Raw genomic sequence first — 15,580 nt, forward strand, 5'->3', positions numbered from 1 at the left:
GCTCAGCGCGCAGAGCTTGAAGACAATTCTACGACCTCTGCGGCGGCGGTGGCGACGTCCTCGTTCACGATGAGGTGGTCGAACTCGTTCTGCGCGGCCAGTTCGACCTTCGCGGTGCGCAGCCGGCGGGCTCTCTCCTCGGCGCCTTCGGTGCCGCGTCCGACCAGTCGCTGGACCAGTTCGTCCCATGTCGGCGGCAGCAGGAAGATCAGCGTCGCCGCGGGCTCCGCCTTCCGCACCTGACGTGCGCCCTGGAGATCGATCTCGAGCAGCACGGTCTTGCCGTCGGCGAGAGCGACGTCGATCGGCGCCCGCGGAGTGCCGTAGCGCGACCGATTGTGCACGACGGCGTACTCGAGGAGCTCGTTCTCGGCTATCAGCCGATCGAACTCCGCGTCGTCCACGAAGTAGTAGTGCACGCCGTCGACCTCGCCGGGGCGAGGAGCACGGGTCGTCGCCGACACCGAGAGGTGGATCTCGGGGTTGTGCTCGCGGATGTGCGCGGCGACGGTCCCCTTGCCCACGGCCGTGGGCCCGGCGAGCACGAGCAGACGGCTCCGGGCGCCGCGCGGTTCGAGTACGGGGAACCGCGTGTCGAGCCACTGCGAGAGTGCGACTCGCTGACGAACGCCCAGACCGCCCAGCCTCTTGACCGGCGAGATGTGCAGCTCATCGAGGATGCGGTCGCGCTTGCCCGCGCCGATCGCCGGAAGGGCGAGGAGGAAGTCGGTGATCCGCATCGACCCCTCGACGGAGTCGGGGTCGGCGGTCGCGCGTTCGAGCACGACCTGCGGCGTCACGACGCGCATGGTCAGATCGCGCTTCAGCGACGCGCGGGCGCGACGACGCTCCACGGCCTTGCGTGCCGCTGCGGCCCGATCGACGTCGGGAACCGGACGGGACTCAGCCACGGGTGCTCTCCCTGTACTCTGCGACGCGGGCGTCGATGGCGGTGGCGAGACCGGCGGGTCCGGCCGAGAGGATGCTGCGGCTCTCGCTCGCGATGACCGCGTGGCTCATCGTGCCGAAGCGGTGGCGGAGGTCGGCGGGGGTCGCCCCCTGCGTCCCGAACCCGGGTGCGAGGATCGGCGCGGTCGGTGCGAAGGCCGCGATACCGGCATCCGTCCAGTCGACCGTGGCTCCGATGACGAAGCCGAAGCTCCCCCACTCCCCCGTGTCCGAGTGCTCCGCGTTGCGGGACGACACCACGGCGATGATGTCGGCGGACACAGCGCGCCCGGTCTCGGAGACCGCGCGCTGGAGTCCCTCAGCCTCGGGGTTGCTGGTCGCGGCGAGGACGAACAGGCCCTTGTCGTGCTGATTCGCCAGGGCGAAGGTGCCGCCCAGGGCGCCGACGCCGAGGAACGGATTCACCGTGAGCGCATCCGCCTCCAGCGGAGAGCCAGGGGTGAGCCAGGCCTCGGCGTACGCGTCCATGGTCGTTCCGATGTCGCCGCGCTTCGCATCGGCGATCACGATCAGATCCGCGGCACGTGCCGCGGCGAGAACGTCTTCGAGCGCTGCGATCCCGGCGGAACCGAACCGCTCGAAGAACGACACCTGCGGCTTCACGACGCCGACGCGGCCCGCGGCGGCCTCGACGGTCCGCAGTCCGAAGTCACGGACTCCGCGAGCGTCCTCTGTGAGCCCCCAGGACTTCAGGAGCGCCGCGTGCGGGTCGATGCCCACGCAGAGCGGGCCGTGCGCCGACAGGGCGTCACGGACCCGCTCTCCGAAGCGTGCGCTCACAAAGCGGCCTGTCGGTCGAGCGCGTACTCCTGCAGGCTCTTCACCTGGAAGCCCTCGTGCGCCGCATCCATTCCGCTCACCGCTGCGCCCAGGACGGCCATCGTGGTGAACAGCGCCTTGTCGGCCGCGACGGCTGCCGCGCGGATCTCGTAGCCGTCGGCACGGGCCGCTCCACCCGAGGGGGTGTTCACGACGATGTCGATCGCACCCTCGTTGATCAGGTCGACGATGTTCGTGGCACCCGACTCCTGGGTCTCGCTGAACTTCTCGACCACGGTCACGGCGATGCCGTTGCGCGAGAGGATCTCGGCAGTGCCCTCGGTGGCCACGATCGTGAAGCCGAGCTGCTGGAGGCGGTGCGCCGGCAGGATCACCGCGCGCTTGTCGGAATCGGCGACCGAGATGAACACCGTTCCCGACGTCGGCATGCCGCCGTACGCGGCAGCCTGGCTCTTCGCGAACGCGGTCGGGAAGTCACGGTCGATGCCCATGACCTCGCCCGTCGAGCGCATCTCCGGTCCGAGGATCGAGTCGACCGTCTTGCCGTCTGCGGTGCGGAACCGCTTGAACGGCAGCACGGCCTCCTTGACCGAGACCGGGGCGTCGAGCGGCACGCGCGAGCCGTCCTGCTCGGGCAGCATGCCCTCGGCGCGCAGCTCGGCGATGGTGGAACCGGTCATGACACGGCTCGCCGCCTTCGCCATCGGGATGCCCAGCGCCTTGGAGACGAAGGGCACCGTACGGCTGGCGCGGGGGTTCGCCTCGATCACGTAGAGCACTCCCGCGCTGATCGCGAACTGCACGTTCAGCAGACCGCGGACGCCCACGCCCTCGGCGATCGCGAGGGTGGCCTCGCGGACGCGGTCGATGTCGGTACGGCCGAGCGAGACCGGCGGGAGCGTGCAGCTCGAGTCGCCGGAGTGGATGCCGGCCTCTTCGAGGTGCTCCATCACGCCGCCGATGAACAGGTCGGTGCCGTCGTACAGAGCGTCGACGTCGAGTTCGATCGCGTCGTCGAGGAAGCGGTCGACGAGAAGGGGCTTGCCCTCCTCGATGATGACCTCTCCTGCCGTGCGCACGAAGTACTCGCGCAGCGAGTCCGAGCTGTAGACGATCTCCATGCCGCGCCCGCCGAGCACGAAGCTCGGACGCACGAGGACCGGGTAGCCGATCTCCTCGGCGACCGCGACCGCACCGTCGGCGTCGATCGCCGTGCCGTGACGCGGGGCGATGAGGCCGGCCGAATCGAGCAGCTGCGAGAAGAGCTCGCGCTCCTCCGCGATGTCGATGGCTGCGGGGCTGGTGCCGAGCACGGTGTAGCCGGCAGCTTCGATGCCCTTCGCCAGGCCCAGCGGGGTCTGTCCGCCGAGCTGGCAGACGACGCCCAGGATGGTTCCGCTGGCGGCCTCCGCGTCGAGCACCTCGAGCACGTCCTCCAGGGTCAGCGGCTCGAAGTACAGACGGTCCGAGGTGTCGTAGTCGGTCGATACGGTCTCGGGGTTGCAGTTGACCATCACGGTCTCGAAGCCCGCGTCCGACAGCGCGAACGACGCGTGCACGCAGGAGTAGTCGAACTCGACGCCCTGACCGATGCGGTTCGGACCGGATCCGATGATGACGACCTTGGTGCGCTCGGACGGCACGACCTCGGTCTCGAAGTCGTAGCTCGAGTAGTGGTACGGGGTGAGAGCCGGGAACTCGCCCGCGCACGTGTCGACCGTCTTGTAGACCGGACGGATGCCGAGGCCGTGGCGCACGCCGCGGATCTCGGCCTCCTTCTCGCCACGCAGCTCGGCGATCTGCGCGTCGGAGAAGCCGTGCTCCTTCGCGTAGCGGAGGGTCGCAGCGTCGAGCTCGGGGGCGTTCGCCACGATCTCGGCGACCTCGTTGATCAGCACGATCTGGTCGATGAACCACGGGTCGATCGCGGTGGCCTCGAAGGCCTGCTCGACGGTCGCGCCCTTGCGCAGCGCCTGCTGCAGGGTGACGATGCGCCCGTCGGTGGGCACCTTCGAGATCTCGAGCAGCTCGTCGACCGAGCGCTCCTCCGCACCCCAGTGGAAGCTGGAGCCGCGCTTCTCGAGCGAGCGCAGCGCCTTCTGCAGCGCGGTGGCGTAGTTACGGCCGATGGCCATCGCCTCGCCCACCGACTTCATGGTGGTGGTGAGCGTCGCGTCCGCCGCGGGGAACTTCTCGAAGGCGAACCGCGGCACCTTGACCACGACGTAGTCGAGCGTGGGCTCGAAGCTCGCCGGGGTCACGCCCGTGATGTCGTTCGGGATCTCATCGAGGCGATAGCCGAGCGCGAGCTTGGCGGCGAGCTTCGCGATCGGGAAGCCGGTGGCCTTCGAGGCCAGGGCGCTCGACCGCGACACACGAGGGTTCATCTCGATCACGATGATGCGGCCGTTGCTCGGGTCGACGGCGAACTGGATGTTGCAGCCGCCGGTGTCGACGCCGACGGCGCGGATGATGTCGATGCCGATGTCGCGGAGCTTCTGGTACTCACGATCGGTCAGCGTCAGCGCAGGAGCGACGGTGATCGAGTCGCCCGTGTGCACGCCGACCGGGTCGACGTTCTCGATCGAGCAGACGACGACCGTGTTGTCGGCGGTGTCGCGCATGAGCTCGAGCTCGTACTCCTTCCAGCCGAGGATGGACTCCTCCAGGAGCACCTCGGTGGTCGGCGAGTCGCGGAGCCCTGCACCGCCGATGCGACGCAGGTCCTCTTCGTCGTACGCGAACCCGGAACCGAGACCGCCCATCGTGAACGAGGGACGCACGACGAGCGGGTAGCCGAGCTCGGCGGCGCCCTCGAGCAGGTCGTCCATCGTGTGCGCGATGATGCTGCGCGCCACGTCTGCGCCGGCATCCAGCACCAGCTGCTTGAAGATCTGGCGGTCCTCGCCCTTGTTGATCGCCTCGAAGCTCGCACCGATCAGCTCGACGTCGTACTTCTCGAGGATGCCGTGGTTGTGCAGCTCGATCGCGGCGTTCAGCGCGGTCTGACCGCCGAGGGTCGGCAGGATCGCGTCGGGGCGCTCCTTGGCGATGATCGTCTCGATGACCTGCCAGGTGATCGGCTCGATGTACGTCGCGTCCGCGAAGTCGGGATCGGTCATGATGGTGGCCGGGTTGGAGTTGACCAGGATGACCCTGACGCCCTCTTCGCGGAGGACGCGGCACGCCTGGGTACCGGAGTAGTCGAACTCGCAGGCCTGACCGATGACGATCGGGCCGGAGCCGATGACGAGAACGGAGTTGATGTCGTCGCGCTTGGGCATTACTTGGCGTCCTTCTTGCTGGCGATGACCATGTCGCGGAACCGGTCGAAGAGGTAGTTGGCGTCGTGCGGGCCTGCGGCCGCCTCGGGGTGGTACTGCACCGAGAACGCGGGGATGTCGAGGGCGCGGAGGCCCTCGACCACGTTGTCGTTCAGCCCGACGTGGCTGACCTCGACCTTGCCGTAGCCGTTCGGGCTGTCGAAGGATCCCTCGAGCGGGGCGTCCACGGCGAATCCGTGGTTGTGGGCGGTGATCTCGACGCGTCCCGTGGACTTGTCGAGTACGGGCTGGTTGATGCCACGGTGGCCGAACGGCAGCTTGTAGGTGCCGAGGCCCAGCGCGCGACCGAGCAGCTGATTGCCGAAGCAGATGCCGAAGAACGGGAGACCGTCGTCGAGGACTGCACGCAGCAGCTCGACGTGATCGCCGGACGCCGCGGGGTCACCGGGGCCGTTCGAGTAGAAGACCGCGACGGGATCGATCGAGCGGATGTCGTCGATCGTGACGTTCTGCGGAAGCACGTGCACCTCGAACCCGCGGGCTGCGAGGTTGTCGATCGTGGCCTGCTTGACGCCGAGGTCGAGGACAGCGAGGTTGCCGACCCTCTCCCCCATGGCCGTCGTCACCGTCGCGACGTCGACAGAGACCTGCGCCGAGAGGTTCTGACCGGCCATCTGCGGGGCCTCGCGCACGAGTCGCAGCTGCTCCTCGGCGCCGAGCCGTGCGGCCTCTCCCGAGAAGATGCCGCCGCGCATGGAGCCGGCCGACCGGATGTGGCGCGTGATCGAGCGGGTGTCGATGCCGCTGATGCCGACGATGCCGTCCTGCACCAGCACCTCGTCGAGCGAGGCGTTCGCGCGCCAGTTCGAGACGACGCGCGAGGGGTCGCGCACGATGTAACCGGCCACCCAGATGCGGCGGGACTCGGGGTCCTCGTCGTTCATTCCGGTGTTGCCGATGTGCGGCGCGGTCTGCAGGACGATCTGTCCGGCGTACGACGGGTCGGTGAGCGTCTCCTGGTAGCCGGACATGCCGGTGGCGAAGACGACCTCGCCGATCGTCGTGCCCAGCGCGCCGTAGGCGCGGCCGGTGTGGCGGGTCCCGTCTTCGAGGACGAGGACGGCGGGTTCGGGGAGGGCTGTCATGACGTTGCTCCTGTGTCGGGGGCGGCTTCGTCGTCCGAGGCGCCGGAGGCGGGGACGAGTCGCTGCAGTTCTGAGATGAAGTTCTGGGGATCTCCGTCGGTCAGACGGAGGTAGGAGTCGACGATCGTGTCGTCGTCAGCGCTCCAGGCCACGCGGACGAGCCCACCGGGCTCGACGACGCGGTCGATCGTGACCGTCGCGCGGTCGACGCTCGCCAGGCGGGCCGAGGCTAGGAACACCGTCGGTGCTCCGTCGAGGCAGAGAGCGAGTCCCCGGTCGGTGACCGCGACCTCTCCTCTGGCGCGGTACGCGAGCGGCGACAGCGTCAGGCGCTCGAGCGGCTGATCGTGCTTGGTCGTCGACACGTACAGCACCTCGTGGCGGTCGAGCACCTGCGCGTGCTCGGGAACACCGAGGGGCGCCGTGAGTCCGGAGTCGCGTCGGAGTCGTCGTCGCCAGGCGAACAGCATCGTGAGCAGCACGAGGACCGCCAGCGCGATCATCAGCGCGATCGCGAGATCCCTGGGGATCATGCCAGGAGCTCCGAGACCACGGCACCGGCGTCGACGGTGAGGACGCCACCGTGCACCGTGTACTCGACGCGTCCGGGCAGGTCGCGTCCGAGGTAGGGCGAGTTCACGCTGCGGCCGTGCAGGTCGGCCTCGGTGAAGACCCCTGCGACCGACGCGTCGTAGAGCGCGATCTGCGCCGGCGCACCGACCTCGAGCGCGGTGCCGTGCCCCGACAGGCGACCGATCCGTGCCGGTGCGGCGCTCATCACGCGAGCCACGTCCTCCCAGCCGATCAGGCCGGTCTGCACCATCGACTGGTGCACGACGCGCAGTGCGCTCTCGAGCCCGACCATTCCGTTCGCGGCGGCCTGCCACTCGCACGCCTTGTGCTCGCTCGGGTGCGGGGCGTGGTCGGTGGCGACGATGTCGATCGTGCCGTCGGCGAGGCCCTCGCGTACGGCGAGCACATCCTCTTCGCGGCGGAGCGGCGGGTTGACCTTGTACCGGGCGTCGTAGCCGCGCACCAGCTCGTCGGTCAGCAGCAGGTGGTGAGGGGTCACCTCGGCGGTGACGTTGATGCCCCGCTTCTTGGCCCAGCGGATGATGTCGACCGAGCCGGCCGTCGAGAGATGGCAGACGTGCAGACGCGAGCCCACGTGCTCGGCGAGGAGCACATCACGGGCGATGATCGACTCCTCCGCGACCGCCGGCCACCCGGCGAGTCCGAGCTCGGCCGAGACGGTGCCCTCGTTCATCTGGGCGCCCTCGGTGAGCCGCGGGTCCTGCGCATGCTGTGCGATGACCCCGTCGAACGACTTCACGTACTCGAGCGCACGGCGCATGATCAGCGGATCGAAGACGCAGAAGCCGTCGTCGCTGAAGACGCGCACCTGGGCGCGCGACGTCGCCATCGCGCCCAGCTCGGCGAGGCGCTCGCCCTTCTGACCGACCGTGACGGCGCCGATCGGCTGGACCGTGGCGTAGCCTGCGGCCTCACCCAGCGCGAGCTCCTGCTCGACCACACCGGCTGTGTCGGCGACCGGGGAGGTGTTCGGCATGGCGAAGACGGCCGTGAAACCACCGGCCGCTGCCGCACGGGTGCCGGTGAGGATCGTCTCGGAGGCCTCGTAGCCCGGTTCGCGAAGATGGGTGTGCAGATCGACGAGACCGGGAAGTGCGACGAGGCCCGCCGCGTCGATGACACGGGCCCCCGTGCGGGAGAGACCGGTTCCGATCTCGGCGATCACCCCGTTCTCCACGATGATGTCGGCGCTCTCCGCACCGAGAAGCTGTGCGCCGGTGATGACGAGGGTCTCGCTCACTGGTCTCCCCCTCGTTCGTCGTCTCGTTCCCCTGCAAGAAGCAGGTACAGCACTGCCATCCGGATGGACACTCCGTTCGTCACCTGTTCCAGCACGGTGGAGCGCGGGGAATCGGCGGCTTCGGAGGAGATCTCCAGACCCCGGTTCATGGGTCCGGGGTGCATCACAATGCTACCGTCCGGAAGACCGGCGACTCGCAGTGCGTCAAGACCCCATCGTCTGGAATACTCCCGCTCAGTCGGGAAATACGCGGCGTTCATCCTCTCGAGCTGGATGCGCAGCATCATCACCGCATCCGGGCCTTCCGCCAGCGCCTGATCGAGGTCGTAGACGACCCTCGCCGGCCAGAGCGAGACGTTCTGCGGCACCAGCGTCGGCGGTGACACCAGCGTGACCTCGGCACCGAGCGTCGAGAGCAGCCAGACGTTGGAGCGCGCGACGCGTGAGTGCAGCACGTCGCCGACGATGACGACCCTGATGCCGGCGAGGTCGCGACCGCGGCTGTCGGCACCGAAGCGTCGCTTGCGGATCGTGAAGGCGTCGAGGAGCGCCTGCGTCGGATGCTCGTGCGTACCGTCGCCCGCGTTGACGACGCCCGCCGAGATCCAGCCGCTCGTCGCGAGAGTCTGAGGAGCGCCGGAGGCGGGGTGCCGGATGACGACCGCATCCGCGCCCATCGCCTGCAGCGTCTGGGCGGTGTCCTTCAGACTCTCGCCTTTCGAGACGCTGGAGCCCTTCGCTGCGAAGTTGATGACGTCGGCCGAGAGACGCTTCGCCGCAGCCTCGAACGAGATGCGGGTGCGCGTCGAGTCCTCGAAGAAGAGGTTGACGACGGTCTTGCCTCGGAGCGTCGGGAGCTTCTTGACCTCGCGCGACTGCGTGTCGGACATGTCCTCGGCGACGTCGAGGATCCGCAGAGCGGTCTCGCGGTCGAGGGTGCGGGTGTCGAGGAGATGTCTCATGCTTCGATCGTCACCTCTTCGGAGCCGTCGTCTTCGGTGAGGCGCACGTTGACACGCTCCTGTCGGGACGAAGGGATGTTCTTGCCGACGAAGTCGGGGCGGATCGGCAGCTCGCGGTGACCGCGGTCGACGAGGATCGCCAGGCGGACCACAGCCGGGCGGCCGATCGACTGCAGTGCGTCGAGAGCGGCACGGATGCTGCGTCCCGAGAAGAGCACGTCGTCGACCAGGACCACGGTGCGTCCGTCGATGCCGCCGACCGGGATGTCCGTCGGACGCGGCGACCGGGTCGGGTGCTTCGCGAGATCGTCACGGAACATCGTGACGTCGAGCGCTCCCACCGGCACCGCGGTCTGTGCGATCTCGCCGATGACACTGGCGAGGCGACGGGCGAGAGTGACGCCGCGGGTCGGAATGCCCAGCAGGACGAGGTTCTCCGCCCCTCGGTTCGACTCGAGGATCTCGTGTGCGATGCGGGTCAGAGCCCGCGAGATATCGGCTTCGTGCAGAACGGTGCGTGCACTCATCAGCCGCTCCCTTCTCCGCCTCACAGGACGGTGTTAAAGGTTGCTTGATTCGTCCAGTCTAGCGCGTGGTCATCGCCAGCCGAGAACGTCGCGGACGACCGCCTGCGAGAACGGAGCGCCGTCATTCGGCACCCCACGCAGGAACTCGTGCGAGACCATGGCGCCTTCGGCGCCGGCAGCCGCGGTGATGCCCTCGAGCGCCACGCGGAGCCGCGGGCCTGCGGCCCATGCGTACTCCGCGTCTCCCCGGAGGGAGATGTGGGGGAATACGACGAGTTCGGCGACCCTTGACGCGACGTGACGAGCTGCCACCACCACGAGCGTGGGTGGGATCGAATGCTGCAGCGCACGCGGAAGCGGGAAAGGAAGGTCGTCGGTCAGGATCCCCCGCCAGAATCCGCGACGAGAGCGCTTCTCATCGCCGATCTCGAGTGTGGTCGACGTCCAGTCCGATCCCTGGGCGCGAAGCGTCGACTCGAAACCGTCCTCGCGCGGCTCGAATCCCTGCTCCTGCAGGAACTCCGCGGCGATGCGCACCAGTCTGGGAGCGTCGGATCGCACGACCCACCTGGCGCCCCGGAACGGTCCGTCGAACTGCAGACGCGAGGTCCGAGCATCCCGGCCCGAGCCCTGCGGATGCGAGGCGCCACGCACGTCAGCTGGCCTCGCTGAGCACCGCGTCGGTGACGTCGTCGATCTTGGTCGAGCGAATGGGGTGACCGCTGGTCGACAGGCATCGTCCGGTCTTGAGGTCCCACTTCCAGTCGTGCATGCTGCACGTCAGGATGCCGTCCTCGTCGACCTTCCCGGTCTTGGTGAGGTCGGCGCGCAGATGCGGGCAGCGTCGCTGAACGACCCAGTCGCCGACTTCGGCATCCTCGGTCTGGTCGGTCTGCTCCTGGTACCAGTTCTCGACGTACTCGATGCGATCGACCGAGAGGCACTTGAGGAACGTCGTGAGGAACTCGTTGAACTTGCCGCTGCGTCCGACCTGGAACTGCATCGACAGGAAGATCGAGTTCGACCAGTCGATCTCGTGGTCGCGGATGTTCGTCGAGACGAGATCGGCGGGGATCGTGTACCAGTAGATGCACTCCTCCCCGCCGTACTCGCGCACCTTGGCGCGGGGGAAGTCGACGACCATGTCGAGGTCGCCGATCTTGAACCGGACGCACCCGCCGACACCGAGGCGGATGGTGCGCGACTTCTTCAGCAGCGGCTCCCACCAGCCCTTGAGCGCCTCGAGGATCTCCGCCGCCGGAAGGACCTCCGCGCGGGAAGCCTCCTCGTCGCGGATCTCCTGCTGACGCGACGAGCGCTGCTCCTCGAGGTAGTCCCACTTCTCGTCGAAGATGTGGGCGAGTTCCGCCTCGGTGTAGAGCGACTGCTCGGTGGCGACGTCTCCCCCGTCGACCGTGACGACCGTGCCGGGGACGAACAGGTGGCCGTCGTACTGCGGCGACTGCCCTTTCATGTGCGCGAGGAACTGCTTCTGGTCGGTGAAGATCGACTCGCCGTTGCGGCCGATCCCGTTGAAGTCGAAGAGGTCGTCGCGCAGGAACATGGGCGGTCCTGCCATCGGGAAGACGTGCGGGGCGTCCACCTTGTCGATGTAGTACATCGCCCGCTTGTTCTGAGCATCGCGCTTGAGCTTCGCGAAGTTCTGCTTCGCGTCCATGGGCAGGTCGTAGACCATGGGCCACCAGATGGCCCCGGAGACCTGCGTGAAGTACGCGTCGGGCTTGCCGAAGTGCAGCAGGGTGTCGAGATCGAGAGGATGCGAATCGTTCTGGTTGAGGATCGACGCGGTGCCGTCGTCGACGCTCAGCGACGAGTCGCCGATCGGACCGTCGCTCGGGGCGCGGAGCGGCGTGATCATGATCTTCAGATCACCGCGTTCGATGATCTCCCCTGCGGGTGCGTAGGTGATGTTCGTGTAGCCGAGCGCCCGGATGTCCTGCTCGAGGTCGTCGATCGGGTACTCGGGCAGCAGCACCTCGATGTCCTTGCGGATGTAGCGCTCGAGCAGCTTCGGGTCGAAGTGGTCACGGTGCCGGTGCGAGATGTAGAGGAAGTCAGCCTCACGACCGAATCGCTCCCAGTCGAGCCCTCGGTTGTCGGGGAACGGGAACCAGGAGCCGAAGAACGAGGGTCCGAGGACGGGGTCGCAGATGATGTTCCCGCCGACCGTCTCGATGAACATCCCGGCGTGGCCGAGTCCCGTGATCCGCATGCAATCCTCCTGAAGTGAACCGTTCGATTCTACCGATGGGCCCCTGAGCGAACCCGATGACCGGGCCGGAAGTAATCAGCTCTCCTCGAAGAGCCCCTTGATGTCGTCGGCCGTGATCGACTGCGCGAACAGCTCGTCGTCGTCCATGACGGCGGTGAACAGGCGCGCCTTGCGCTGCTGCAGCTGAAGGACCTTCTCTTCGATCGTCCCGGTCGAGATCATCCGGTAGACGAACACCTGACTCGTCTGGCCGATGCGGTGTGTGCGGTCGATCGCCTGCTCCTCCGCCGCGGGGTTCCACCACGGATCGAGCAGGAAGACGTAGTCGGCCTCTGTGAGAGTCAGACCGAAGCCTCCCGCCTTCAGGCTGATCAGGAAGACCGGCTGCTCCCCCGCCTTGAACGCGTCGATGACCTGCTCGCGGTGTCTCGTCGAGCCGTCGAGATGGGCGTACGGGATGCCGGCCGCTTCGAGGCGGGCAGCGGCGAGGTCGAGGAACGACGTGAACTGGCTGAAGACGAGGGCACGGTGCCCCTCGGCCTGCAACTCGATCACCCTCTCGAGCAGGGTGTCGAGCTTGCTGGACCCGATCTCCGCATCCGCCTCGTCGACCAGGCCGGGCGCGAGGCTCAGCATCCTCAGCAGAGTCAGCGAGCGGAAGACGATGAACCTGTTGCGGTCGAGATCGTCGAGCAGCCCCAGCACCTTCTGACGCTCTCGCTGGAGCACCACGTCGTAGAGGGCTCGATGCTCGGGACTCAGCTCGACCTCGAGCAGCTGCTCCTGCTTCGCCGGCAGGTCGGAGGCGACGAGCTCCTTCGTGCGTCGCAGCATCAGGGGCCGAACGCGGCGACGGAGCTGGGCCAGACGCCGGGCGCGGTACTCGCCGCCCTCCTCGTTCTCGGGGACCTTGCCCTTCTCGATGGGCTGGATGTATCGGTCTCGGAACTTGCGCGCCGACGGGAACAGGCCGGGAGCCGCCAGGGACAGGAGCGACCAGAGCTCCGACAGGCTGTTCTCCATCGGCGTTCCGGTCACCGCGTAGGTCACGTCGGATCGGAACGTCGCGATGGCCCGGTGCAGTCGCGTCTTCGGGTTCTTGACGAACTGGGCCTCGTCGAGGATCAGACCGGCCCACTCGACCGTGCGGAACTCCTCTTCGTCGAGTCGGGCGACGGTGTAGGAGCTCACCACGAGGTCGGCCGACTCTGCAGCGGTGCGGAGAGCATCCGCGCGCCTGCCGCTGGTGCTGTCGACGATCGACACCCGCAGTCCCGGAGTGAACCTCGCCGCCTCCGACCGCCACGTGCTCAGCACCGACGTGGGAGCGAGCACCAGGAACGGCCGGGTCTCGCCCTGATCCTTCGCATGTTGGAGGAAGGTCAGCAGCTGCAGCGTCTTGCCGAGACCCATGTCGTCGGCGAGGATGCCGCCCATCCTGTGGCGCCACAGGAAGGCGAGCCAGTCGAACCCGGTCTTCTGATACGGCCGAAGCTCGGCCTGCACTCCCGCGGGCACGGGTGTCTCGGGAACGCCGGTGGCCTGACGGAGCCCCTCGGCCGTGGCTCGCCAGTTGACCGCGGGCTCCGCCTCGTCGGCGAGGTCTTCGAACTCCTCCCAGAGGTCGGTCTGATAGCGGCTGATCCGGGGGCCGGTCTCCCATTCCTGCAGCTCACCCGCCTCTTCGATCAGATCGCGGAGGCGGTCCAGAGCCGGGTGGTTGAGCGAGAAGTACCCGCCGTCGGAGAGCAGGAGCTTCTTGCGTCCCTTGCTCAGCGCGGTGAACAGCGGACCGAACGGGATCCTTCGCCCGTCGATCGTCACGAGGATGCCGAGATCGAACCAGTCCGAGTCGGTCGTCTCGACGGTCGTGACCTTCACCTCGGGAACGCCGGTCAGCTCGCGGTACTCCTTGGGTGCGCCGATCGACTCGACGGTCACGCCCACCGCCTCGAGGGCGGGGACGCCCTCGGCGACGAACGCCGCGGCATCGATGTCGTGGAACGAACCACCCGGCCGGAAGTTCGTCGCCCGGAACTCCTGCCAGGCCTCCTCGATCCGTGCCCGGGTCGTCGCCTCTGCCGAGGCGTCGCGCACTGCGGCGTCGTTCCAGGCGAACGGCACGCGTCCGAATCGGCCGTATGACCACTCGAACGAGTAGCTCACCACGTCTCCGCGTTCGTACGTGATCGTCAGAACGGGCGTCGGATCGGGCACCTCCGGCAGTGAGACGGCACCGACCGCGCGGACCACACTCCGCCGCGCGAGCAGCGGATAGGCGTCGGAGATGAACGCCTGCTCATCGGATGCCGGGACGACGATGGGTTCGGGGGCGGCCAGCAGCGCGCGGATCTGCTCGCTCAGGGGTGCCTCTGCGAGCACGATCTCGATCCGCGCCCCGATCAGAGCTGCCGAATACAGGCCGGTACGACCGATCGGATGTGCCGCGGATGCGGGCACGGTGGCATCCTCGATCTGGACTTCGGCGGCGACGGACAGCGAACCGTCCTCGACCCGCGCGATGCGCGCCGACACCTCGGCTGAAGTGGCGAGGCGCACGGACGCGTTCTTCTGACTCGCGACGAGAGGTATGCCGAGCTCCGCTCCCGTGCGGAGCTGGCCCCACAGCAGGGGGGACTCGACCTGATCGAGCACCAGCCAGTCGCCCGCGTTGCCGGAGAGCAGTGAATCGCGGGAGATGCTCAGCAGATCGCCGAACCAGCGGTTCTGCATGCGCCCGAACTGGGCCGCATCCCGACGCACGGCATCCCAGCCCGCACCGCCCTGGATCCACGACCCCGTCTGGGCGCTGCGCATGAGAGGACGGATCGCGAGCAGCAGCTCGCCGCCCGGCCGGGCGAGATCACGCGCGGTCGCCGCGCGCACCGGACGCGGACCCCAGTGGTTCTCCGACCGGGACTCCCGGTGACGCAGCTCGACGCCGAGCGCCAGCGGCTGCGGATGCCGCGAGACGGCCGGATCGAGCAGGCTGCGCCAGGAGGGAGCCGATTCCGGCGCGCGAGTCGTCGCCGGAGGAGGAGCCGCCTCCGCGGGCCGCTTCAGCGCGGCGGCCTGCTCGGTGTACTCGTGCACGTTGGAGGCGAGCAGCGTCGCGACGACGTGCTTGCATCCGCTGCGCACCGGGCATGAGCAGCGGGTCGTGCGGACCCGACGAGTACCGTTCGACGACACGAAGCCGACCTCGGTCTGGTACTGCGCATCGCCGCTGCCGCTGACGTGCCCTTCGAGCTCGAGGAGATCCTCGTGCCAGACCACATCGAGCACGTTCCCGGCGCGGAAGTAGGCGAGACCGCGCTGATATCCGCCCGCGTCCGTGATCTGCATGAGGTCGCGGAGGTCGACGTGCGGCGCGGGCATGGTCCTATCCTTCCCGCGGCCCCGGACATCGAGGTCGCCGCGGTCTGTGGCCTCGCTCAGGCCGCGCGAGAGACGCGTGCGAGCACGCCGTGCACGAACGCACCGGAGTCGTCGGTCGAGAACTCCTTGGCGAGCTCGACCGCCTCATCGATGGCGACGGCCGTCGGCACCTGGTCGTTGAAGAGGATCTCCCACACGCCGATGCGCAGCAGCGCTCGATCGACGGCCGGCATCCGCTCGAGCTTCCAGTCACGGCTGTGCGTGGTGATCTGCTCGTCGATCTCGTCGCGGTGATCGATGATGCCGTCGACGACCTCGCGGGCGTACAGCCACGAGGCCTCACGTGCGGGCTCGCTCGCTGCGCGCTTGGCTTCCGCGGCCAGCGTCACCGAGACCTCGTCGCCACGGACGTCGGCCGAGAACAGGATGTCGAGTGCGCGCTTGCGCGCCTTCGTACGGGCGCTCACG

12 protein-coding genes are annotated in these 15,580 nt (G+C 68.2%); all 12 read right to left on the reverse strand.

What is annotated here, in order from left to right; translation table 11 throughout:
- Positions 1-2: 2 nt before the first annotated feature.
- Positions 3-911 carry a guanylate kinase gene (gene gmk / locus JOF42_RS11425; RefSeq protein WP_210097963.1) on the reverse strand — a complete coding sequence of 303 codons (909 nt, stop codon included), beginning with the start codon at positions 909-911 and terminating at the stop codon, positions 3-5.
- The gene (gene pyrF, locus JOF42_RS11430) at positions 904-1,749 is read right to left on the reverse strand and encodes an orotidine-5'-phosphate decarboxylase (RefSeq protein WP_210097964.1); all 846 of its coding nucleotides are present in this window, start codon (positions 1,747-1,749) and stop codon (positions 904-906) included. Before pyrF ends, gmk begins: the two co-directional genes overlap by 8 nt.
- Positions 1,746-5,033, reverse strand: coding sequence for a carbamoyl-phosphate synthase large subunit (gene carB, locus JOF42_RS11435; RefSeq protein ID WP_210097965.1), 3,288 nt, complete (start codon positions 5,031-5,033; stop codon positions 1,746-1,748). Before carB ends, pyrF begins: the two co-directional genes overlap by 4 nt.
- Positions 5,033-6,178 (reverse strand): glutamine-hydrolyzing carbamoyl-phosphate synthase small subunit, encoded by a 1,146-nt coding sequence (carA, locus tag JOF42_RS11440; protein WP_210097966.1) that lies wholly within the window; start codon positions 6,176-6,178, stop codon positions 5,033-5,035. Before carA ends, carB begins: the two co-directional genes overlap by 1 nt.
- Positions 6,175-6,711: a PH-like domain-containing protein gene (locus JOF42_RS11445; protein WP_210097967.1), complete on the reverse strand. Its 537-nt coding sequence runs from the start codon at positions 6,709-6,711 to the stop codon at positions 6,175-6,177. The genes carA and JOF42_RS11445 overlap by 4 nt, the downstream gene beginning before the upstream one ends.
- Positions 6,708-8,012, reverse strand: coding sequence for a dihydroorotase (locus JOF42_RS11450; protein WP_210097968.1), 1,305 nt, complete (start codon positions 8,010-8,012; stop codon positions 6,708-6,710). Before JOF42_RS11450 ends, JOF42_RS11445 begins: the two co-directional genes overlap by 4 nt.
- A complete protein-coding gene (locus tag JOF42_RS11455) occupies positions 8,009-8,974 on the reverse strand; it encodes an aspartate carbamoyltransferase catalytic subunit (RefSeq protein ID WP_210097969.1) in 966 nt (321 codons plus the stop codon). The genes JOF42_RS11450 and JOF42_RS11455 overlap by 4 nt, the downstream gene beginning before the upstream one ends.
- Positions 8,971-9,501 carry a bifunctional pyr operon transcriptional regulator/uracil phosphoribosyltransferase PyrR gene (gene pyrR, locus JOF42_RS11460; RefSeq protein ID WP_210097970.1) on the reverse strand — a complete coding sequence of 177 codons (531 nt, stop codon included), beginning with the start codon at positions 9,499-9,501 and terminating at the stop codon, positions 8,971-8,973. Before pyrR ends, JOF42_RS11455 begins: the two co-directional genes overlap by 4 nt.
- 69 nt (positions 9,502-9,570) lie before the next feature.
- The gene (locus tag JOF42_RS11465; RefSeq protein ID WP_210097971.1) at positions 9,571-10,038 is read right to left on the reverse strand and encodes a hypothetical protein; all 468 of its coding nucleotides are present in this window, start codon (positions 10,036-10,038) and stop codon (positions 9,571-9,573) included.
- Positions 10,039-10,156: 118 nt separating this feature from the next.
- Complete coding sequence (locus tag JOF42_RS11470) at positions 10,157-11,734, reverse strand: Rieske 2Fe-2S domain-containing protein (RefSeq protein WP_210097972.1); 1,578 nt, start codon at positions 11,732-11,734, stop codon at positions 10,157-10,159.
- 75 nt (positions 11,735-11,809) lie between these two features.
- Positions 11,810-15,112, reverse strand: a complete 3,303-nt coding sequence (locus JOF42_RS11475; protein WP_245340787.1) for a DEAD/DEAH box helicase — start codon at positions 15,110-15,112, stop codon at positions 11,810-11,812.
- 56 nt (positions 15,113-15,168) lie between these two features.
- Positions 15,169-15,579 carry a transcription antitermination factor NusB gene (gene nusB / locus JOF42_RS11480; protein WP_210097973.1) on the reverse strand — a complete coding sequence of 137 codons (411 nt, stop codon included), beginning with the start codon at positions 15,577-15,579 and terminating at the stop codon, positions 15,169-15,171.
- Position 15,580: the final 1 nt, after the last annotated feature.

Origin of the sequence: Microbacterium phyllosphaerae, assembly GCF_017876435.1 — a bacterium.
GTDB lineage: Bacteria > Actinomycetota > Actinomycetes > Actinomycetales > Microbacteriaceae > Microbacterium > Microbacterium phyllosphaerae.

Bases quoted from the DNA above. Each gene is read 5' to 3' on its own strand.
- pyrR (WP_210097970.1), bottom strand. From the start codon at position 9,501: ATGAGTGCACGCACCGTTCTGCACGAAGCCGATATCTCGCGGGCTCTG.
- JOF42_RS11455 (WP_210097969.1), bottom strand. From the start codon at position 8,974: ATGAGACATCTCCTCGACACCCGCACCCTCGACCGCGAGACCGCTCTG.
- carB (WP_210097965.1), bottom strand. From the start codon at position 5,033: ATGCCCAAGCGCGACGACATCAACTCCGTTCTCGTCATCGGCTCCGGC.
- JOF42_RS11445 (WP_210097967.1), bottom strand. From the start codon at position 6,711: ATGATCCCCAGGGATCTCGCGATCGCGCTGATGATCGCGCTGGCGGTC.
- JOF42_RS11470 (WP_210097972.1), bottom strand. From the start codon at position 11,734: ATGCGGATCACGGGACTCGGCCACGCCGGGATGTTCATCGAGACGGTC.
- JOF42_RS11475 (WP_245340787.1), bottom strand. From the start codon at position 15,112: ATGCCCGCGCCGCACGTCGACCTCCGCGACCTCATGCAGATCACGGAC.
- carA (WP_210097966.1), bottom strand. From the start codon at position 6,178: ATGACAGCCCTCCCCGAACCCGCCGTCCTCGTCCTCGAAGACGGGACC.